Raw genomic sequence first — 21,765 nt, 5'->3', positions numbered from 1 at the left:
TATCAGCGTTTCTGAATGCAAAATTAAATATGCACGGCGGCGGCGGCCATGCTGTCGCAGCCGGGCGCGCCGGAATGGCGGTTTCACACCGTTTTCCGGCCTGTGCCCGGCGGCGCGCGCCGCGGCGGCTGCGCGCGATATCCATGCACATCACAGGGGCGTGACGCTGGGTCCGCACGCCAGACGGCGGGACTTCTCCCCGCAAGAAGCCCCGCCGCCCTCGCGGTTCGACCGAGGCAGAGGGAGTCCCTCTGGCCCGCATGGTCGAACCACAAGCCTTGAGTGCGAGGATCACGGCGGGAGATCCCCGCGAGCGCGTCCCGGTTCATGAAATCGGAAAACGCCCTGTCGCCGGATGCCGGCCCCGGTTTCGCCAGCCGTGCCGGGACCCGCCGCGCTCGAAGCCGCTCTAGGTTGCCGGTGCGTCGGCACCGTGTTCGGCAACCGGGGCGGGGGCGTGCGCCTCCGCGCGCTTGGCGGCCGCGCGTTCCCGCCGCCCTTTCCCCAGCCAGAGCTGTAGGCGGTTCATGTAGAGATAGACCACCGGGGTCGTGTAGAGGGTGAGGACCTGGCTCACCAGCAGCCCGCCCACGATGGCGAATCCGAGCGGCCGCCGCAGTTCGGAGCCGGTGCCGGTGCCGAGCATCAGCGGCAGGCCGCCCAGCAGCGCGGCCATGGTGGTCATCATGATCGGGCGGAAGCGGGTGAGGCAGGCCTGATAGATGGACTGCTCCGGCGCCATGCCCTCTTCGCGCTCCTTGGCGAGGGCGAAGTCGATCATCATGATGGCGTTCTTCTTCACGATGCCGATCAGCAGCAGGATGCCGATGAGCGCGATGACGCTCAGGTCGAACCCCGAGAAATACAGGATCAGCAAGGCGCCGAGCCCGGCCGAGGGCAAGGTGGAGAGGATCGTCAGCGGGTGGATGTAGCTCTCGTAGAGCACGCCGAGGATGATGTAGACGGCGATGATCGCGGCGAGGATCAGATAGGGCTGGGTGCGCAGCGAATCCTGGAACGCCTGCGCCGTGCCCTGGAACGTGCCGATCAGCGTCAGCGGCTTGTTGATCTTCAGCTCCGCCTGCTTGATCGCATCCACCGCCTGGCCGAGCGCGGTGCCGGGGCTGAGGTTGAAGCTCAGCGTGACCGCCGGGAACTGGCCCTGGTGCGAGATGGAGAGCGACGCGCTCTTGGAGGTGTCCACCTTCACGAAGGCCGAGAGCGGGATCTCATCGCCGGTGCGCGGCGACTTCACATAGAGCTTGTCGAGCGCGCCGGTATCCACCTGGAGCTTGGGGTCGATCTCCAGCACCACGTGATATTGCGAGAGCTGGGTGAAATATTGCGCCACCTGCCGCTGGCCGAAGGCGTCGTAGAGCGTGTCGTCGATCACCTGCGGCTGAATGCCGAACCGGGCGGCGGTGTCGCGGTCGATCTTCAGTGACACCGTGGGTGCGTTGGTCTGCTGGTCGGTGGCAACATCCTGGAGTTCCGGCAGCGCGCGCAGGGTCGCCAGCATCTTCGGCGCCCACGCGTTCAGCTCGGCGAGATTGGCGTCCTGCAAGGTGTATTGATATTGCGTGCGGGACGGGCGCCCGCCCACATTGATGTCTTGCGAGGCCTGGAGGAACAGGGCGATGCCCTCGACCTTGGCGAGTTGCGGACGCAGCCGCGCGATCACCTGGTCGGCGCTGGCGTCGCGCTGGTCGCGCGGCTTGAGCGTGATCCAGACACGGCCGGTGTTCACGGTCTGCGATCCGCCCGTGGCGCCCACCGATCCCGCCACGCTTTCGACGGCGGGATCGCGGCCGACCACGGCGAGAAGCGCCATCTGCTTCTGCGACATGGCGGAGAAGGAGATGTCCTGCGCGGCCTCCGAGAAGCCCTGGATGAAGCCGGTATCCTGCTGGGGGAAGAAGCCCTTGGGAATCACCACATAGAGATAGCCGGTGGCGGCCATGGTGCAGAACAGGGTCATCAGGGTCGCGAACTGGTGGCGCAGCACCCATTTCAGGCCATGGTCATAGGCGGCGAGCAGGCCGTCGAAGAAGTTCTCGAAGGCCATGTAGAGGCGGCCGTGCTTCACCCCGTGATCGCTTTTCAGGAACAGCGAGCACATCATGGGCGTGAGCGTGAGCGAGACCACCACCGACACCAGGATGGTGATGGTCACCGTCACCGCGAACTCGCGCAGCAGCCGGCCCACGATGCCGCCCATCAACAGCACCGGGATGAACACCGCCACCAGGGAGAGCGAGATCGAGATGATGGTGAAGCCGATCTCCGCCGAGCCCTTGAGCGCCGCCTCGAACGGCGCCATGCCCTCCTCGATGTGGCGATAGATGTTCTCCAGCATCACGATGGCATCGTCGACCACGAAGCCGACCGCGATGGTGAGGCCCATCAGCGAGAGATTGTCGATGGAATAGCCGAGCGCATACATCACGGCGAAGGTGCCGATCAGCGCCATGGGCACGGTCACGCTCGGGATGATGGTGGCCCAGACGTTGCGCAGGAAGGCGAAGATCACCGCCACCACCAGGCCGATGGTGAGCATCATGGTGAATTGCACGTCCTCCACCGAGGCGCGGATGGTCTGGGTGCGATCGGAGATCACCAGCACGTCGATGCCGGGGGGCAGGGCGGCTTCCAGGCGCGGGATCATCCCGTGCACCCGGTCCACGGTCTGGATCACGTTGGCGCCGGGCTGTTTGAACACGATCAGCTGGATGCCGCGCTTGCCGTTCTGCCAGGAGGCGAGGCGCACGTTCTCCGGCCCGTCCACCGCGCGGCCGATGTCGCGGATGCGCACCGGGGCGCCGTTCTTATAGGCGAGGACCACGTCGTTCCACGGCGAGGACGCGAGCAATTGGTCGTCGGCATAGATGGTGAAGCTCTGGGCCGTGCCGTCGAACGAGCCCTTGGGGGAATCCACGGTGGCGGCGGCGAGGATGGCGCGCACGTCCTCCAGGCTCATGCCGAGCGAGGCGATCTTGGCCGGGTCCACCTGCACCCGCACCGCCGGCTTCTGCTCGCCAGTGATGGCCACCTGGGCGATGCCGGGAATCTGGCTGATCTGCTGGGCGAGGATGGTGTCGGCGTAATCGTCCAGCTTGGTGAGCGGGTAAAGATCCGACTGCACGGCGAGGATCAGGATCGGCGCATCCGCGGGGTTCACCTTGCGATAGGTGGGCGGGGTGGGGAGATTCTTGGGCAATTGGCCGCTGGCGGCGGTGATGGCGGCCTGTACGTCCTGCGCGGCCGCGTCGATGGCGCGGTTGAGATCGAACTGGATGGTGATGGAAGCGACGCCGAGCGCGCTGGTCGAGGTCATCTGGGTGACGCCGGCAATCTGCGCGAACTGGCGTTCCAGAGGGGTCGAGACCGAGGAGGCCATGGTTTCCGGGCTGGCGCCGGGCAGGCTGGCGGAGACCTGGATGGTGGGAAAATCCACCTGCGGCAGCGGTGCCACCGGCAGCAGGGGATAGGCGACGCCGCCGATCAGCACCAGCGCCAGCATCAGCAGCGAGGTGGCGATGGGGCGCCGGATGAAGGGGGCGGAAAGGCTCATGCCCGCTTCTCGGCGCTGGCTGTGGAGAGCGGGGCGGCCTGCGGCTTGGCGTCGGGCGCCGCGCTCACGCTGACATGGGCGCCGGGTGTGAGCTTGTACTGGCCGTCCACCACCACGCGCTCGCCAGCGGTGAGCCCGGTTTCCACCACCATCTGCCCGGCGCGGCTCGGCCCGACGGTGACGGCGCGCTTTTCCACCGTGTCGTCGTCGCGCACCACATAGACATAGAACCCGTCCGGCCCGCGCTGCACCACCTGCGCCGGCACCAGGATGGCATCCTTGCGGGTGTCCACCAGCACCTGGGCATTCACGAACGCCCCCGGCCAGAGCTTGAGATCCTCGTTCGGGAAGGTGGCCTTGATGCGGATGGTGCCGGTGCTCTGGTCGATCTGGTTGTCGATCAGCGTCACGGTGCCGGCGCCGAGCTGGGTCACGCCGTCGCGGCGGAAGGCGAGCACCGTCACCGGACCCTGCCCCATGGCCGTGACCACGTCGTCGCGGCGGTCCTGCGGCAGGGAGATGATCACCGAAATCGGCTTCAGCTGGGTGATCACCACCAGCCCGGTGGTGTCGGCGGCGTGGACGATATTGCCCTCGTCCACCAGCCGCACGCCGGTGCGGCCGGAAATCGGCGCGCGCACCGTGGTATAGCCGAGCTGCACGTTCGCGCTGTCGATGGCCGCATCGTCGCCCTGGATCGCCGCTTCATATTGGGCGACGAGGGCGTTCTGGGTGTCGAGCTGCTGCTGGGAGACCGCGTTCTTGGTCACTAGCTGCTTGAAGCGGTCCTGGTCCAGCTTGGCATTGGCGAGCTGAGCCTGGTCCTTGGCCTTGGCGGCCTGGGCCTGGGCGAGGGTGGCCTGGAACGGGCGCGGGTCGATCTGCGCCAGCACGTCGCCGGCCTTCACGTCCTGCCCTTCGGTGAAAGTGACCTTGTCCAGCTCGCCGTCGACGCGCACCTTCACGGTCACGGAATTGAAGGCCTGCACCGTGCCGAGGCCGGTGGCATAGACCGGGAAATTCTGTTCGCGGACCGGCCCGGCCAGAACGGGGATGGGCGGCGGGGCCTTCTTGGCATTGGCCTGGGGCGAGGCGGGCGCGGCGAACCCATAGTGCCAAGCAAGCGCGCCGGCCACCAGAATGGCCGGCGTTACGACCCACACGAGACGCGGCATCAGCCCAGTTCCCTTCGTCCGTTACGGCCTTTGAACACATCATGTCCGCGAACCCTGCGCGGCCGCGTCGCGCCTCACGCTGCCGTGAACATCGCGCCCGGCGCGAGCGGCATCGCGGCGCAGGGGTGGCGGGCGAGCGCAGGGTTTTGGCCCGTCCCGTGTTGAATCAGACAGGTCCCGCGCCCCGGGCTGGTCGCAAGGCCGTGGGGGATGCCGCTTTTTGGCCGTCGGATTGAGGAGACCTGCATCATGATGGCATGCTGCGGCAAGCGGGGGCAGGTTCGAGTACCCGGATGGGCGAAGCGAGCGACGAAGACCTCATGGCGCGCGTCGCCCGAGGGGATGCGGCAGCGTTCCGCGCGCTCACCGAGCGCTATGCGGTGCGCGCGGTCGCGCTCGCGCGCCGCTTCCTCGGCAATTCCGCCGATGCCGAGGATATCGTCCAGGATGCCTTTCTGCGCGTCTGGCGGGCGGCGCCCCGCTGGCAGCCGACGGCCGCATTCGGCACCTGGTTCTACCGTATCGTCGTCAATCTGTGCCTCAACCACCGCCGCCGCCGGGAATTCGCGCCACTGGAGGATGCCGCCGACGTCGTCGACCCGTCGCCCGACGCCCTCGCGCGCCTCGCGCGGGGGCACGAGGACCAAGCGCTTGCCCGCGCCATCGCCGATCTGCCGGAGCGGCAAAGGGCGGCCGTGCTGCTTACATATTGGGAAGGGCTGTCCAATGCCCGCACCGCTGAAATCCTCGACGCCTCGGTTTCCGGCGTCGAGACGCTGCTGGTCCGTGCCCGGCGTGCCTTGCGCGCCCGTCTCGGCCCACGGCTAGGGGAGGAATGAAAAAATGACCCAGGACGAATTCGAGCATCTGCTCGTCGCACACGGGGCCGATGTTTCGCTCTGGCCCGAGCCGGCGCGCCGGCGGGCTCGCGACTTGATGGCGCGCGACCCGTCGGTGGCCGGCCTGCTGGCCGCCCATGCCGCCCTTGATGTCCGCGTGGCGCGCGCGGTCGCGGCCGGGCCGGCGGCGCAGGATCTCGCGGCCGGCCGGCGGATCGCCGCGCGCCTTGCCGCCTTGCCGCTGCCCCCGCAGGGCACGCGGGCGCCGGTGCGATGGCTGCCCTCCTGGCTGCTGGCGCTCGATCTGCGCCCGGCCTGGCCGAGCATCGCCGCGCTGGCGGGCATGGCGGCCCTCGGCTTCCTCGCCGGCCTCAACGTGGTCGATCCGAGCCCCCTCGACGCGACGATGCCGGCCCTCACCCATCCGCAAATGACCGCCGATCTCAGCACGATCGTGTTCGAGCCCGGCCCGCCGGAGGAGAGCGCGCTATGAGTGGGGGCGCGATCCGCATGGGCACGTTCCCGCCGCAGCGGCTGCTGCTGGTGGCCTCCCTTGCCCTGAACCTGTTCTTCGTCGGCCTTGCGGTCGCGGTGACGATCCAGGAGACGCGCGAACGCGCGGCGGCGCCGGTGCCGGCACCGCTCGACCGCAGCCCCGCCGCGCGCATCGACCGGCTCGCGGCGGCCCTGCCGGCGGCGGATGCGCAGGCGCTGAGGACGAGGTTCCAGGGCGCGCTCGGCGTCATAGATGCCGCGCAGGCGGCCTCGCGGATGGCGCAGGACAAGGTGCGCGCCGCCCTGGCGGCGGAGCCGTTCGACAGCGCCGCCGCCGACACCGCCCTGATGCAGCTGCGGGAGGCGCGGCGCGCCCTGTGGCGCGCGCTGCACGGCGTGATCATCGCTGCCGCCGGCGAGATGTCGGCGGAAGGCCGCGCGCGGCTTGCGAGCTGGGTTCCCCCCGACGAGGTCGAGCGTGGCGCCTCGCCCCAACCACAATCACGGTGATGATGCCGGGCGCGAGCGCGCGGCCCTCCCAAGCTATCTGGTGTTTCCATGAACGACCCACGCCCGTTGCGCGATTTGCGCGGCGAACCCATCACTCTCGCATCCGAGCCGGCGCCGAAGCGCCGGCGCCGGTTTGCCTGGTCGTTCCTGATCTTCATCGCCCTGCTGGCGCTGGTGGGGGCGGGATTTCTGATCCGCCCGCAGGAAACGCCGCAGGCCGGACGGCGTGCCGGCCTCGCCGGCCTGCCCGTGCCGGTCGCCACCGCGCTGGCGCAGACCGGCAGCATGCCGGTGACCCTCACCGCGCTCGGCACGGTGACGCCGCTCACCACAGTGACCGTGAAGACCCAGATCAGCGGCCGCCTGATCAATCTGTTCTTCACCGAGGGACAGGAAATCCAGGCCGGTGCCCCGCTCGCGGAAGTCGATCCGCGCCCCTATGAGGCGGCGCTGAAACAGGCCAAGGGCCAGCTGGCCCGCGACCAGGCGCAATTGAAGAATGCCCAGCTGGACCTCAATCGCTACACCCAGCTGGTGGCCAAGAACGCCGCCTCCCAGCAGCAGGTCGATACCCAGCAGGCGCTGGTGGAGCAGTTTCAGGGCACGGTGGAGATGGACGAGGCGCAGGTGCGCACCGCCGAGCTGAACCTCGAATATTGCCACATCACCGCCCCCGTCACCGGCCGCGTCGGCCTGCGGCTGGTGGATCGCGGGAATTACGTCCAGGCGGGCGATTCCACCGGCATCGCCGTGATCACCCAGATCAAGCCAATCACCGTGCTGTTCTCCTTGCCCGAGGACAAGGTGCCCCAGGTGCTCCGGCGCCTGACGAGCGGCGCCGACCTGCCGGTGGTGGTCTATGACCGCAACCGCCGCGCCTCCCTCGCCACGGGCAAGCTCGTGACCATCGACAACCAGGTGGATGTCACCACCGGCACGGTGAAGCTGAAGGCCCAGTTCGACAATGCGGACGAAGCCCTGTTTCCGAGCCAGTTCGTGAATGTGGACCTGCGGGTGGATACGCTCACCAACGTCACCGTCATTCCCTCGGCGGCGGTGCAGCGCGGCGCGCCGGGCACTTATGTCTATCTGGTCCATCCCGACAATACGGTGAGCGTGCGCAAGATCACGCTCGGCGCGTCCGACAGCAGCCGGATCGTCGTGACGGAGGGGCTCGCGCCGGGCGACAAGGTGGTGGTGGACGGCGCGGACAAATTGCGCGAGGGCGCCAAGATCAGCGAGCCCGATGCGGCGGCCGGCGGCAAGCCGGCGTCGGTCGCGGGCGATGGATCGGAGCGCCGCCAGCGCCGCAACCCGGAAAACCGTGACCACGGCAAGGGCGAGGTGGCGATTCCCGCCACGCCCGGCCCGGCATCGTCCGACGCCGATCCGGCGGCCCCTGCTGCCCCGGCGGCCGCGCCCTCCGCGTCCGCACCGGTGACACCAGCGCCAGCGGCCCAGAAGCCCGCCACCTCGCCGCCCGCAGGCACGGTGCCGGCGGTGGGGCCGAGCATCGTTCCCGATGCCGGTCCCGGCGCGGCCCCTGCGGCAGCGCAGGGCGGTGGCGCGCCGCCGGCCCCGGGCGGTGTGAAATGAGGCGGCCGCAGCCCGCGCCGTCCGCGTGCGCGGCGCAGACGAGTGCGACGACGAGCGCGAAGACGGCTGCTCCGACGAAGGCGCGGGAGGGGGCGGCGTGAATCCCTCCCAACCGTTCATCGTGCGGCCGGTCGCCACCTTCCTGCTGATGGCGGCGCTGCTGCTGGTCGGCATCGTGGCGTTCCGCTTCCTGCCGCTCTCGGCCTTGCCGGAGGTGGATTACCCCACCATCGCCGTGCGCACTTTCTATCCCGGCGCCAGCCCGGAGGTGATGACCTCCTCGATCACGGCGCCGCTGGAGCGCCAGCTCGGGCAGATGCCGAACCTCAAGCAGATGTCGTCTTCCTCTTCGGCGGGCGCCTCGGTCATCACGCTGCAATTCGGCCTGGAACTCTCGCTCGACGTGGCGGAACAGGAAGTGCAGGCGGCGATCAATGCGGCCGGCAACCTGCTGCCCTCCGATCTTCCGGCGCCGCCGATCTATGCCAAGGTGAACCCCGCCGACGCGCCCATCCTCACCCTGGCGGTGACCTCGAAGACGCTCGCGCCCACGGAACTTCAGGACCTCGCCGACACCCGCGTCGCGCAGAAGCTGTCCCAGGTGGCCGGCGTCGGCCTCGTGAGCCTGTCCGGCGGCCAGCGCCCGGCGGTGCGCATCCGCGCCAATCTCTCCGCGCTCGCGGCCTACGGCCTTAATATCGACGATCTGCGCACCAGCGTCGCCAATGCCAATGTGAACACGCCCAAGGGCAGTTTCGACGGCCCCATGCGGGCCTATTCGGTGAATGCGAACGATCAGATCCGCGATCCGGCGATCTATAGCGACCTCATCATCGCCTATCGCAAGGGCGCGCCGGTGCGCCTGTCCCAGGTGGCGGAGGTGATCGCCGGGGCGGAGAACGACAAGCTCGCCGCCTGGATGAACACCACGCCGGCCATCATCCTCAACATCCAGCGCCAGCCGGGCGCGAACGTGATCGCCGTGGTGGACGAGATCAAGGCGCTGCTGCCGGAACTCACCGCCAACCTGCCGTCGAGCGTGGATGTTGCCGTGCTCACCGACCGCACCACCACCATCCGCGCCTCGGTGCGCGACGTGGAGCTGGAACTGGTGCTCGCCTTGGTGCTGGTGGTGCTGGTGATCTTCGTGTTCCTGCGCGATATCCCCGCAACCGTCATCCCCAGCCTCTCGGTGCCGCTCTCCATCGTCGGCACCTTCGCCGTGATGTATCTGGCGGGCTTTTCGCTGAACAATCTCTCGCTCATGGCGCTCACCATCGCCACCGGCTTCGTGGTGGACGATGCCATCGTCATGATCGAGAACATCGCCCGCTATATCGAGATGGGGATGAAGCCGTTCGACGCGGCGCTGAAGGGCTCGGCGCAGATCGGCTTCACCATCGTCTCGCTCACCGTGTCGCTGATCGCGGTGCTGATTCCGCTGCTGTTCATGGCGGACGTGGTGGGCCGCCTGTTCCGCGAATTCGCCATCACGCTCGCGGTAACGATCCTGATCTCGGCGGTTGTCTCGCTGACCCTGGTGCCGATGCTGTGCGCGCGCCTGCTCAAGGCGCGGCCGGTGGAAGACGGGCCGCGCAAGCGCACCTGGTTCGACGGTGTGATCTCCACCTATGGCGCCATGCTGCGCGTGGTGCTGCGCCACCAGGGCGCGACCCTGCTGGTGGCGGTGGCGACCCTCGGCGTGACGGTGGCGCTCTATGTGGCGATCCCGAAAGGCTTCTTCCCGGTGCAGGACACGGGGCTGATCTCCGGTGTCTCGGAAGGCCCGCAATCCATCTCCTATGCCGCCATGGCGGAACGCCAGCAGGCGCTGGCGGCGGCGATCCTGAAGGATCCCGACGTCTCCGCGCTCTCCTCCTTCATCGGGGCCGACGGCACCAATGCGACGCTCAACAGCGGCCGTTTCCTCATCGAGCTGAAGCCCAAGGGCGAGCGCACGGCCACCGTCTCTCAGGTCATCCGCCGCATCACGGCGGACGTGGCGCATTTGCCCGGCATCGCGCTCTATCTCCAGCCGGTGCAGGATCTCACCATCGACGCGACCTCCGGCCGGGGGCAATACACCTTCGTGCTCCAGGATACCGACCCGGCGGAGCTGTCCCTTTGGGTGCCGCGCCTGCTGGATCGCCTGTCCCGCAGCCCGGAACTCGCGGACGTGACCAGCAACCAGCAGGATCAGGGCCTTGCCGTGGACATCACGGTGGACCGCGACACCGCTGCCCGGTTCGGCATCACCATGGCGACGGTGGACAATGCGCTCTACGATTCCTTCGGCCAGCGCATCATCTCCACCATCTTCACCCAGACCAGCCAGTATCGCGTGATCCTGGAGGCCGATCCCAAGCTTCAGGCCACGCTGAAATCCCTCGATACGGTCTATCTGCCCGGCTCGAACGGCGCGCAGGTGCCGCTGTCCGCCATCGCCACCATCACCGAGCGGCCGGCGCCGTTGCAGATCAGCCATCTCAGCCAGTTTCCGGCGGTGACGGTCTCCTTCAACCTCGCGCCCGGCGTGGCGCTCGACGCGGCGGTGGCGGCGGTGCAGCAGGCGGAGCGTGACATCGCCCTGCCGGCGAGCGTGGTCACCTCGTTCCAGGGCGCCGCGCTCGCCTTCCAGGCGGCGCTCGGCAATGAATTGCTGCTCATCCTCGCCGCCATCGTCACGGTCTATATCGTGCTGGGCGTGCTCTATGAGAGCTACATCCACCCCATCACCATTCTCTCCACCTTGCCCTCGGCCAGCGTCGGCGCGCTGCTGGGTCTGATGGCCATGGGCGGGGAGCTCGACATCATCGGCATCATCGGCATCATCCTGCTGATCGGCATCGTGAAGAAGAACGCGATCATGATGATCGACTTCGCGCTCGATGCGGAACGCAACCAGGGCCTTCCGCCCGCCGAGGCGATCTACCAGGCCTGCCTGTTGCGGTTCCGGCCGATCCTCATGACCACCATGGCGGCGATCCTCGGCGCGCTGCCGCTGATGCTCGGTTCGGGCGCGGGGGCGGAACTGCGCCAGCCGCTCGGGGTCGCCATCGTCGGCGGCCTGGTGGTGAGCCAGGTGCTCACCTTGTTCACCACGCCGGTGATCTATCTCGCGTTCGAAAATCTGGCGCGGCGCTTCAGCGGGCGGCCCCGCATGGCGGCGGAACCGGCGGAATGAACATTTCCGCGCCCTTCATCCGGCGGTCCATCGCGACCACCCTGCTGACGCTGGGGTTCGCGGCCGCCGGGGCGCTCGCCTTCTTCTTCCTGCCGGTCTCTCCGCTGCCGCAGGTGGACCTGCCGACCATCCAGGTCACGGCTTCCATGCCGGGCGCCAATCCCGAGACCATGGCCTCCACGGTCGCGACGCCGCTGGAGCGCCATCTCGGCCAGATCGCGGACGTTTCCGAGATCACCTCCACCAGCACGCTCGGCTCCACCCGCATCACCCTGCAATTCGGCCTCGACCGCGACATCGACGGCGCGGCGCGCGACGTGCAGGCGGCGATCAACGCGGCGCGGGCGGACCTGCCGGCGGCGCTGCGCAGCAATCCCACCTATCGCAAGGTCAACCCCGCCGACGCGCCGATCATGATCATGGCGCTGACCTCCAAGACCCTCAGCCGCGGCCAGCTCTATGATTCCGCGGCGACCGTGCTGTCGCAGAAGCTCTCGCAGGTGAAGGGCGTGGGGCTGGTGACGGTCGGCGGCTCCTCGCTGCCGGCGGTGCGGGTGGAGATCAATCCCCATGCCCTGTTCCAATACGGCATCGGGCTGGAGGACATCCGCGCCGCGCTCGCCTCGGCCAATGCCAATGCGCCGAAGGGGGCCATCGAGCAGGGCGACAAGCGCTATCAGATCTACACCAACGACCAGGCGCACGAGGCCGCCGCCTATCGCAATCTGGTGGTCGCCTATCGCAACGGCGCGCCGGTGCATCTGTCCGAGGTGGCGGACGTGCTGGATTCGGTCGAGAACGTGCGCAACGAGGGCCTCGCCAACGGCAGCCCCTCGGTGCTGCTGATCCTCTCGCGCGAGCCCGGCGCCAACATCATCGAGGCGGTGGAGCGGGTGAAGGCGGTGCTGCCGGAGCTGCGCGCCTCGATTCCCGCCGACATCGACCTTGCCATCGCCATGGACCGCACCGGCTCGATCCGCGCCTCGCTGCACGATGTGGAGCGCAGTCTCGTTCTGGCGGTGATCCTGGTGGTGGGGGTGGTGCTGCTGTTCCTGCACGATCTGCGCACGGCGATCATTCCGAGCGTCGCCGTGCCGGTGTCGCTGATCGGCACGTTCGGCTTCATGTACCTGCTGGGCTACAGCCTGGATAATTTCTCCCTCATGGCCCTCACCATCGCCACCGGCTTCGTGGTGGACGATGCCATCGTGGTGCTGGAGAACGTGACGCGCCACGTGGAAGCCGGCATGACGCGCATGGAAGCCGCGCTCCTCGGGGCGAAGGAGGTGGGCTTCACCGTCCTCTCCATGAGCCTCTCGCTGATCGCGGTGTTCATACCGATCCTGCTCATGGGCGGCATCGTCGGGCGATTCTTCCGGGAATTCGCGGTCACCTTGTCGGTGACCATCCTGGTGTCGCTGGTGGTGTCGCTGACGCTGACGCCCATGATGTGCGCGCGGCTCATCGCCCCGCCCTCGAAGACGCCGCCGGGCCGCCTGGGGCGGTTTGGCGCGCGCGTGTTCGGCGCGGTGCTGTCGGGCTATGATGTGACGCTCGGCTGGGCGCTGCGCCATCGCCTGTACGTGCTGGCGATCCTGGCCGCCACCGTGGCGCTCAACGTGCACCTGTTCACCGTGGTGCCGAAGGGCTTCTTTCCCCAGCAGGATATCGGCCAGATCATGGGCGGCATCCAGGCCGACCAGAGCATCTCCTTCCAGCTCATGCGGGAGAAGCTCGGCCGCTTCGTCGCCATCGTGAAGGAAGACCCGGCGGTGGATACGGTGGTGGGCTATACCGGCGGCTCACAGACCAATTCGGGCTTTCTGTTCATCGCGCTGAAGCCGCTGGAGCAGCGCGACGCCTCCGCCGACCAGGTGATCGCGCGCCTGCGCCCCAAGCTTGCCAAGGTGCCGGGCGCGACCTTGTTCCTCCAGGCCATGCAAGACGTGCGCGCCGGCGGGCGGCAGAGCAACGCGCAATATCAATACACGCTGCAGAGCGACGATCTCGACCTACTGCGGGAATGGACGCCCAAGATCACCGAAGCGCTGCGCAGCGTGCCGGACATCACCGACGTGAATTCCGACACCCAGGAGAAGGGATTGGAGATCGACCTGAAGATCGACCGCGACACCGCGGCCCGGCTGGGGCTCTCCATGGCCCAGATTTCGAACACGCTCTATGACGCGTTCGGCCAGCGGCAGGTCTCCACCATCTATGCGCCGCTGAACCAATATCATGTGGTGATGGAGGTGGCGCCGCAATATTGGCAGGACCCGCGCACCCTCGACGACATCCGCATTTCAACGTCCGGCGGCGCGCTCGCGGGCAGCGCGGCCACGGCGGCGGTGGCGGCGGTCTCCACCCAGCTCACCGGCTCGGCCGATGCGCTCTCGGCGGACGCGGTGCGCAACGCCAATACCAACCGCATCGCCAACACCACCAAGTCGGGCGCCTCCACCGGGGCCGCGGTGAGCACCAAGTTCAATCTCTCGGTGCCGCTCTCCGCCTTCGCCACCTTCGGCCCCGGCACCACGCCGCTGGCGGTGAACCACCAGGGCCTGTTCGCGGCCAGCACGCTCTCGTTCAATCTCAAGCCCGGCATCACGCTCGGCGAGGGGCTGGCGGCCATCAACCGGGCCATGGTGGAGCTTGGCGTTCCCGCGAGCATCCACGGCACCTCGCAGGGCACGGCCAAGCTGTTCCAGCAATCGCTGGGCACCCAGCCGCTGCTGATCCTGGTGGCGCTGCTGAGCGTCTATCTCGTGCTCGGCATCCTGTACGAAAGCTTCGTGCACCCGCTCACCATCCTGTCCACCTTGCCGTCGGCGGGGGTGGGGGCGGTGCTGGCGCTGATCGTGTGCAAGAGCGAGTTCAGCCTGATCGCGCTGATCGGCGTGATCCTGCTGATCGGCATCGTCAAGAAGAACGCCATCATGATGGTGGATTTCGCCCTGGAGGCGGAGCGTGCGCGCGGCCTCTCGCCCGAGGCGGCGATCCGCGAAGCCTGCCTGCAGCGCTTCCGGCCCATCCTCATGACCACGCTCGCGGCGATCTTCGGCGCCGTGCCGCTGGCGCTCGCCTCGGGCACGGGGGCGGAACTGCGCCAGCCGCTGGGCATCACCATCATCGGCGGGCTCATGGTGAGCCAGATCCTGACGCTCTACACGACGCCTGTGGTCTATCTGCTGCTCGACCGCCTGCGCCGCCGTCCGGCGCGCGCATCGCGCGAGGAGAGAGGCGGCGCCGCCCCGCCGCTGGCGCCGGCGGAATAGGGGTGCGCACGGGCGGCCCGTGGCTCGGGCGCCATCACGGCTGGGATGCGGTGCGGCGGAAGCACGCAACGGCGCAAGGCCGCGTGCATTTCAGGCTTGACCTTGGCCGGGCTTAACCTTCCGTTACGCACGGGCCGGCAGGACCGGCTCGCCGTCTTCGAAGGAAAGCCCATGAGAGGAATTGTCCGTCCCCTCGCCTGCGTCCTGTTCCTCGCGGCCGCGCTGCCAGCCGCCGCCGATGCGCTCGGCGATTATGTCGCCGCCCGCGACACGGCGATCGCCGCATCGGTCGCTGCCGCCAAGGCGGGCAAGAGTGGGGATGCGGCGGTGGTCATGCGCGAGCAGGCCGCCTTCATGGATCTCGGCAAGCGGCTGGCGACCGCCCTCGGCCCGCTCAAGTTCAAGGGGCTGGGCCCGCCGATCTACACGCTCTTAACCTTCACCTATGACGAGAGCAGCCCCACCCACCTGCTCGACGGGCTGGACTTCGGGAACAAGGATGTCAGCACTCGCCTCGTCGTCACGCCGCAGAGCGTGTTCCAGACGTGGCTGGCCGCGCGCGCAAAGGATGACGGGGCACCCGCCGCGCTCGCCGGTGGCGTGAAGACGGCCATGGCCACCGCTGAATTCTTCCAGGATGCGCTTGCCTTCGACGGCGGCTATTACCAGCCCTATGTGGACTTGCCGGTGGCGGCGGCGCCTGGGGAAACCGCGCTCGCGGTGCTCGGCCTCCAGGCCGACGAGCCGCCCGGCAATATCGCCCCGAACCAGATCGCCATCGTCCGGATCGCCGACGGCAAGGCCATGGTCGGCCTGACCATGGCGAAGCTGAACATCAAGCCCATCGCGGCCTGCGAGGCGATCTGGAAGCCCTACAAGGCCAAGGCCGAGGCCCTGCAGAAGGCGATCGAAAAGGACAATAAGAGCGAGGATCCGCGCTGGGAGGAACTGACCCGCATTAATGACGCGGGCTCGCAGGCCTTCCGCGCCTGCTTTGCCAAGGAGGCGCCGGCACAGCCCTTCTTCCCCGTGGCGGTGAAGCGCGCGGACGCCCTGCTCGATATCGCCCGCGGCAAATGAGGGGGCATTGGGGGGCGTGTCGGCCCGCGAACCTCGGGAGACCCTCTTCCACCCGACGCCGGGGATACCGTAGAGGAAATTGTTTGCCGGCCACGTAGATAACAAAAAAGCCCCGCTGACGCGGGGCTTCCTGTCTCAAGCTATGCTTCAGGGCCGGAGTACATCCGTCCGTTCCCCAAGTCGCCGTTTCCGGCGCCGCTGCTGAGGACTGCACGTATAGAGGCTTATTGCGGCGAGAGGAAGGCGTCGCGCGCGACAGATGCATCCAATATGGACGGAACGGCCCGAAATTCTTGCGCGGGCTAGGGTCGCTCGACGTTCCCGGGTCTGTCCAGTGCACCCACGCGGCACCGCTGGCCCTCGCTCTCCAAGGTGCGCGCGGGCGGCTCGGCGTGGGTGGCCGGGACGAGCCCGGCCATGACGATTGGTGAAAGAAGACAAACGCGCGCACCGTCAGACCATTCGACCTTCATGCCCTGACGCCGTTGCAGCAGAGCCTCGTCATGCACGGGCTCGTCCCGTGCATCCACGCGGTGCCGCTGGTGGCGGATTTTCAAGGCGTCCACGTTCGGCACGGCGTGGATGGCCGGGCCGAGCCCAGCCATGACGGCGGATGAAAGAAAGACAAGGGCGCGCCCTGCCTGCCCTCCCGATGCTGGGCCGTCCACCCAGCCCCGTGCAAGGTCGCATGCCCAGGATCGTATCGGAGCGTCTCGCGGCGGGCCGGAACGAACGCATCTGGCGCGCCCGGGCGGAAGAAGGGCATCGCATCATGGGCAGGCAGCAAAGGGCACGGACCGCGCAGGGCCGTCCGCAGGCGCGGGTGAGCGCGATCGCATCCGCGCTCGGGCTCATGGCCCGCGCCCGTGCGGCGTGCCAGGCCGGCGATGGCGCGGGGGCGGAAGCTTTGTATCGGCAGGCGCTCGCGCAAGATCCCAAGCAGCCCGACGCCTGGCTCGGCCTTGCCACGGTGCTGGTGGGGAAGGGGGATCCGCGCGCCGCCCACGAAACCCTGCGCGCCGCCATCGCGCGCGGCGTGCTGGTGGCGGAACATCTCGGCCAGCAGGCCATCGCGGCCTATAATGAGGGGCGCGATGCCGACGCCCTCGCCTTGCTGGAAGCGGCCTGCGCCGCCAAGCCCGGCCTTGCCGCGCTGCATGCCGACCGGGGCTTGGTGCTGTTCGAGATGCGCCGCCTCCCGGAAGCGGTGGCGGCCTTCAATGCCGCGCTCGCGGCCGATCCCGACCATGTGGAAGCCTATATCAATCTCGGCAGCATCTGTGCCGAGGGCCGGCAGGTGCAGCAGGCGATCCAATTCTTCCGCCAGGCGCTGCGGCTGCGGCCGCGCGATCCGGTGGCGCTCTACGGCCTTGCGATCCAGCGCCGCCATGCGTGCGAATGGCGCGGCGGGGAGGCGGAGGAAGCGGAACTGACGCGCGTGCTGGAGACCACCGGCGCCCGCACCGGGCCTTTCATGCGCCTCGCCGCCCGCGTCCCCGCGCGCGAGCATCTGCGCGCGGCGCGGGTCTGGAGCCAGGGTGTGCGGGTGAAGCCGGAAGACATCCTGCCCCCGCTGCACGAAGTGCCCGCGCCGGGCCGGCGCATTCGCGTGGGCTATCTCTCGCGCGACCTGTTCGCCCATGCCACGGCGTTTCTGGCGGTGGAACTCTTCGAGCGGCACGACCGCGCACGGTTCGAGACCTTCGCTTATTCCTACGGTCCCGACGACGGCTCCGATATGCGGCGCCGGCTGGTGGGGGCGTTCGACCATTTCGTGGAAGTGGGCGATCTCAGCAATGAAGCGGCGGCGCGCCGCATCCGCGCCGACGGCATCGACATATTGGTGGACCTGAAGGGCTACACCTTCGGCTGCCGCACCGAGATCATGGCCCTGCGGCCCGCGCCGGTGCAGGTGAATTATCTCGGCTATCCCGGCACCATGGGCGCGCCGTTCATCGACTACATCATCGGCGATGCCTTCGTGACGCCGCTGGAGGCCGCGCCGCTCTATGACGAGAAGATCGTCCAACTGCCCGGCACCTACCAGCCCAACGACAGCCGCCGCGCCATCGCGGCGCAGGTGCCGTCGCGCGCCGCCTGCGGCCTGCCGGAGGCCGGCTTCGTCTTCTGCTGCTTCAACAATACCTACAAGATCACCCCCGACGTCTTCGCCGTGTGGATGCGCCTGCTCGCGGCCGTGCCGGGATCGGTGCTGTGGCTGTTCGAGGCGAACGACGTGGCGCGGGACAATCTGCATTATGAGGCGGGTGCGATGGGGGTCGATCCCGGCCGCATCCTCTTCGCGCCGCGCGCCGAGCCGGCGGACCATCTGGCACGCCAGCGCCATGCCGATCTGGTGCTCGATACGTTGCCCTACAACGCCCACACGACGGCGAGCGATGCCCTGTGGGCCGGCGTGCCGCTGGTGACCTGCGCGGGGGAGAGCTTCGCCAGCCGGGTCGCCAGCAGCCTGCTCCATGCGGTGGGCTTGCCGGACCTCGTCACCCATACCCTGGCGGACTATGAGGCCCTGGCGCTCGCCCTGGCGCGCGATCCCCAGCGCCTGGCCGACCTGCGCGCCCGCCTCGCCGCCAACCGCGCCGCCGCCGACCTGTTCGACGCGACCCGCTATGCGCGTGGGCTGGAGGCGGCCTATGAGCGGATGCACGCCCTGCGCTGCGCCGGCAAGCCGCCGGAGGTCATAAGGATCGCGCCGGAGGCCATAGAGGTTTCGCCGGAGGCGTGAGGGGTCCCGCCGGAGGGTGAAACCGCGCGTTCGCCGAAATCTTCGCCGAAAGCGTGCGCGAACCTCCCCCGAAATGCCGGTGTCTTCCGCCGACATGCCGCGGAGAAGCGCCACGAAACCTGTGTTCGTCTGCGCTAACTCATTGTTTCACGTGAAACATTTTGCGGTAAGATCGCGCATCCACGCCGGTCACAGGCGCTGCAGGAAGCCGTCCGGAGCCGCCGTGATGGCGAGCTTGTGTTCCAGAACCTTGTCGATTTCAAACCGCAACCGCTCCCCATCCTCGCCATGGCGCGGATCATTGTCCAGCCGGCGCAGATAGTCCCATACGGCGGTCTTGGGATTGTCGCCCTTGCCCCAGGGCCGGTCGGCGCACATGCCGGCGGGCAGATCCTCCACCCCGGTGTCCCACACCACCACATAGGACCCCTGCGAGACCATGGGGGCGTAAAGCTCCAGTTCGCTCAGCACGTGGTCGTGGGTGTGGTTGGAATCCAGGAACACCATCACCGTTTGCGCCTGTGCCGCCGCCGCGCGGATGCGCGCGACGATGCCATCGTCGATCGAGGAGCCCTCGATCATCTCGATTTTGCGGGCGAGCGGGTGGGCCGCGATGCCGGCGCGATTGTGCGGGCGGATGTCGATGTCGACGCCGATCACCTTGCGGCCGGCGCCTTGCGGATCGAGCGGCGTGCCGCGCTCCATCGCCTCGCAATAGTCGATCAGCGCCAGCATGGAGGCACTGAGGATCAGCGAGCCGCCATGGGCGATCCCGGTCTCGATCACGAGATCCGGCTTCACCCGCCAGATCAGCTCCTGGATCGCATAGGTGTCCTGCGGCACCTGGATGATGGGCCGGCCGAGCCAGGTGAAATTCTGCGCATAATTGTGCCGGATGCATTCGCGCACCCAGATGTTGGACAGGCCGAGGAAATCACGGTCGGCGCCGATGCCGGCGATGTTGCCGGCGACGTATTTGGCGAAGGTCTGGTCCGGCGTCATGTCGGCGAGCCTTTGTATGGGAGCGTGCATCTGGATCTGTCGGCTGGCGAAAAGGGGGGTCAGCGCTTGGTGGCGTGGATGTCCCACCAGCGGGTGCGCGGGGCGAGGCGGGTGCCGGCGCGGTCCCGCACGGTGCGGGCATAGACGGAGTGCATGTCCCGCCGGCTCAGCCATTGGCCGGGAAGCGCGCGGCCAAACGGGCCGGACGAGCCGGCGGGGAATTTGTATCCGATCGCCTCATCTTCCAGCTCGTGGACCGTGGATTGGTCCAGCAGCTTGAAGCCGTCATATCCGGCGGCAGCCAGCATCTCGATATAGTCGAAGCCGAAGCGGCAATCCTCGATGCTCACATACAGCGGCTTGATGAGCTGGCGTCCGAGCTGGGCCAGGATCTCCTTGTCCGCGCCCTCGACGTCGATCTTCAGATAATAGGGAATGCCGAAGCGGTCGAAGATCTGGCCGAGGGTCAGGGCTTCCACCTCGATGGCATGGCAGGCGCTGTCCTCGCGGCCCGCCCACCCCTTGTCCATGCTGCTCCAATGATCATTGTCTTCATTGATGAAGAAGCTCACGCGCCCGGCCTTGCCGGCCACAGCATTGGGCAGGATGGTGACGCGCTTGGCCGCGATCTCGGCGGCGAAGCGGGCGCTTGCGGCCTCAGCCAGGGCGGGGTTGGCTTCCACCGCCACCACGTTGAACCCCTTGGCCAGATAATAGGCGGTGTCGTCGCCATTATTCATGCCGAGGTCCATGATGAACCGGCTGTCGCTGACGAAGATGCTCATTTGCGCGTGCGTTCCTTGGGAAGGGCGTAGATCACCGCGCCGGTGCCGCACCAGGCGTGGGCGCGCATGATGAGCTGATAGTTTTCAAGGTTCCGGGCCAGCCACAGCGGCGTGCGGGCGAGGCCGTCGGCGTTGTGATAGACGGTGAGCGCGAGCGCCGGCCGATGCTGGCGCAGGGTCTCGCGGGCGCCCTCGAGCGCCGCCAGTTCGCCGCCTTCCAGGTGCAGCTTCACATAGGTTGGGTCGAGGCCGAGCGCGTCGATGGGCAGGCTTTCGCGCTCGGACTGGCCGGTGGACGAGATCTGCGAGGCGTAGCCGAGCCCGTGGTGGAAGCGCACGCTTGCGCGTCGCGCGCCGACCACGTGACCGAGCACCTCGACGCGGGCGCGCACCTGCCAATCCAGGCCCGCCGCGAAATCACGCAGCACCGCGGCATTGGCGGGGTCGGGCTCGATCGCCCATACGGCGGAAACCTGTCCCCGCACTTGTTCCAGCAGCCTTGCCGTGACGCTGCCGTGGTGGGCGCCGCCATCCAGGAAACGGGCGCCCGCCCGCAAGGTCGCGGAAAGCTCGGGAATGAAGAAGCGTTCGGCGGGAACCACTGGGGCTTGGGCGAACTCCCATTCCTCCCGCGCCATGTGCCAGGCGGCAAAACGCAGGTAATGGGCGCGCGAGGCATCGTCGGCGAAGAGTTCCAGGGCGGTGGTTGCGGCGGCGAAGGCGGATAGGTCCAGCGGGCCGCTGAACCAGCCGTTGCTCAGCGGGTGGCTGGTGCGGAAGCCCTCGGCAAGATCATAGAATGGCACGCAAGCCGCCCAGCCCTGCCGTGCCAGTTCGGCCTGAATGGGCGCGTACGGGCTATTCGCGATGGAGATCGCGAGCAGGGCCTCGCGCCGCACGTGGGGCGCCACGTCCTCGGGCGCCAGGATGGCGAGGCCGTGCCAGTCGGGATCCGCGCGATGATGCGCGGCGTCCGCATCGACCACGAACGCGATGGGCTGGCCGATGGCGTCGAGATGCCCGCGCGCCAGCTTGCCGAGGTTGCCGGCGCCATAGAGCACGAGCGGCCGTTCGCCGACCGCGACCGGGCGCGGCGCGATGGCGCGCGCGTTGAGATGCTGCAACAGGGCGATGGCGGCGCGCCGGTCCGGCAGCGCCTCAAAGCTGCGGGCGCGCACGGGCGGGGGCGCCCGCATGCCATCTCGGCCCATATTGGGAAAGGCGGTCATGTGGATGCCGCCAGCTGCGCAGACGCCGGACCGCGCGCGGACTCGCGCACTTGCACTGAGACTCTCATGCCGCTCCTCCTGTCGCGCGTGTCTGCGCCCCGGTCGGCTTGTCCCGGTGCCTTGCCCCGGTGCCACCATTGACGAGAGCGTGCCGCACGATGCTTTCGCCGGGCTTGTGACGACCTGCGGGCGGCGCGTGTTGGCGGCGGCAGGGAGGTCAGCCTGGCGCAATCGACCGCTGGTTGAGTGGTCTCATCCTTCGGCATGCGCCGGAACAA

At 68.2% G+C, this 21,765-nt stretch carries 13 protein-coding genes; 8 read left to right on the top strand and 5 right to left on the bottom strand.

Features of this window, described 5'->3' with window-relative positions; all coding sequences use genetic code 11:
- Nucleotides 1–409 precede the first annotated feature (409 nt).
- Nucleotides 410–3,571, bottom strand: coding sequence for a multidrug efflux RND transporter permease subunit (locus tag V5F78_RS17955; RefSeq protein ID WP_394067676.1), 3,162 nt, complete (start codon nt 3,569–3,571; stop codon nt 410–412).
- Entirely contained in the window at nt 3,568–4,746 is a 1,179-nt protein-coding gene (locus tag V5F78_RS17950; RefSeq protein WP_394067674.1) for an efflux RND transporter periplasmic adaptor subunit, read from the bottom strand. Before V5F78_RS17950 ends, V5F78_RS17955 begins: the two co-directional genes overlap by 4 nt.
- Nucleotides 4,747–5,039: 293 nt before the next feature.
- On the opposite strand from V5F78_RS17950, the gene V5F78_RS17945 reads away from it, so the two are divergent.
- The 8 genes from V5F78_RS17945 (at nt 5,040) to V5F78_RS17910 (ending at nt 18,471) form a co-directional block, all read left to right on the top strand.
- Nucleotides 5,040–5,585, top strand: coding sequence for a sigma-70 family RNA polymerase sigma factor (locus V5F78_RS17945; RefSeq protein ID WP_394067672.1), 546 nt, complete (start codon nt 5,040–5,042; stop codon nt 5,583–5,585).
- Between the two features lie 4 nt (nt 5,586–5,589).
- Nucleotides 5,590–6,078 (top strand): hypothetical protein, encoded by a 489-nt coding sequence (locus V5F78_RS17940; protein WP_394067670.1) that lies wholly within the window; start codon nt 5,590–5,592, stop codon nt 6,076–6,078.
- Nucleotides 6,075–6,590 carry a periplasmic heavy metal sensor gene (locus V5F78_RS17935; protein ID WP_394067668.1) on the top strand — a complete coding sequence of 172 codons (516 nt, stop codon included), beginning with the start codon at nt 6,075–6,077 and terminating at the stop codon, nt 6,588–6,590. The genes V5F78_RS17940 and V5F78_RS17935 overlap by 4 nt, the downstream gene beginning before the upstream one ends.
- 48 nt (nt 6,591–6,638) lie before the next feature.
- Nucleotides 6,639–8,186: an MdtA/MuxA family multidrug efflux RND transporter periplasmic adaptor subunit gene (locus tag V5F78_RS17930; protein ID WP_394067666.1), complete on the top strand. Its 1,548-nt coding sequence runs from the start codon at nt 6,639–6,641 to the stop codon at nt 8,184–8,186.
- A gap of 97 nt (nt 8,187–8,283) precedes the next feature.
- Nucleotides 8,284–11,370 carry an MdtB/MuxB family multidrug efflux RND transporter permease subunit gene (locus V5F78_RS17925; RefSeq protein WP_394067664.1) on the top strand — a complete coding sequence of 1,029 codons (3,087 nt, stop codon included), beginning with the start codon at nt 8,284–8,286 and terminating at the stop codon, nt 11,368–11,370.
- Complete coding sequence (locus tag V5F78_RS17920; protein ID WP_394067662.1) at nt 11,367–14,645, top strand: efflux RND transporter permease subunit; 3,279 nt, start codon at nt 11,367–11,369, stop codon at nt 14,643–14,645. The genes V5F78_RS17925 and V5F78_RS17920 overlap by 4 nt, the downstream gene beginning before the upstream one ends.
- A 171-nt stretch (nt 14,646–14,816) precedes the next feature.
- Nucleotides 14,817–15,725 (top strand): hypothetical protein, encoded by a 909-nt coding sequence (locus tag V5F78_RS17915; RefSeq protein WP_394067660.1) that lies wholly within the window; start codon nt 14,817–14,819, stop codon nt 15,723–15,725.
- 823 nt (nt 15,726–16,548) lie between these two features.
- Nucleotides 16,549–18,471 carry an O-linked N-acetylglucosamine transferase, SPINDLY family protein gene (locus V5F78_RS17910; RefSeq protein WP_394067658.1) on the top strand — a complete coding sequence of 641 codons (1,923 nt, stop codon included), beginning with the start codon at nt 16,549–16,551 and terminating at the stop codon, nt 18,469–18,471.
- 189 nt (nt 18,472–18,660) lie between these two features.
- Here V5F78_RS17910 and V5F78_RS17905 read toward each other — a convergent pair whose 3' ends face one another.
- From V5F78_RS17905 to V5F78_RS17895, 3 genes are read right to left on the bottom strand one after another with little or no spacing between them, the layout of a single operon-like run.
- Complete coding sequence (locus V5F78_RS17905) at nt 18,661–19,473, bottom strand: cephalosporin hydroxylase family protein (protein WP_394067857.1); 813 nt, start codon at nt 19,471–19,473, stop codon at nt 18,661–18,663.
- Nucleotides 19,474–19,532: 59 nt separating this feature from the next.
- Nucleotides 19,533–20,258, bottom strand: coding sequence for an FkbM family methyltransferase (locus tag V5F78_RS17900; protein ID WP_394067656.1), 726 nt, complete (start codon nt 20,256–20,258; stop codon nt 19,533–19,535).
- Nucleotides 20,255–21,487, bottom strand: coding sequence for an FkbM family methyltransferase (locus tag V5F78_RS17895; RefSeq protein ID WP_394067654.1), 1,233 nt, complete (start codon nt 21,485–21,487; stop codon nt 20,255–20,257). The genes V5F78_RS17900 and V5F78_RS17895 overlap by 4 nt, the downstream gene beginning before the upstream one ends.
- Nucleotides 21,488–21,765 lie beyond the last annotated feature (278 nt).

Origin of the sequence: Roseixanthobacter glucoisosaccharinicivorans (genome assembly GCF_043195095.2) — a bacterium.
In the GTDB taxonomy this organism is placed as follows: Bacteria; Pseudomonadota; Alphaproteobacteria; order Rhizobiales; family Xanthobacteraceae; genus NCEH01.
This window is presented reverse-complemented; position numbering and strand designations above follow the sequence as displayed.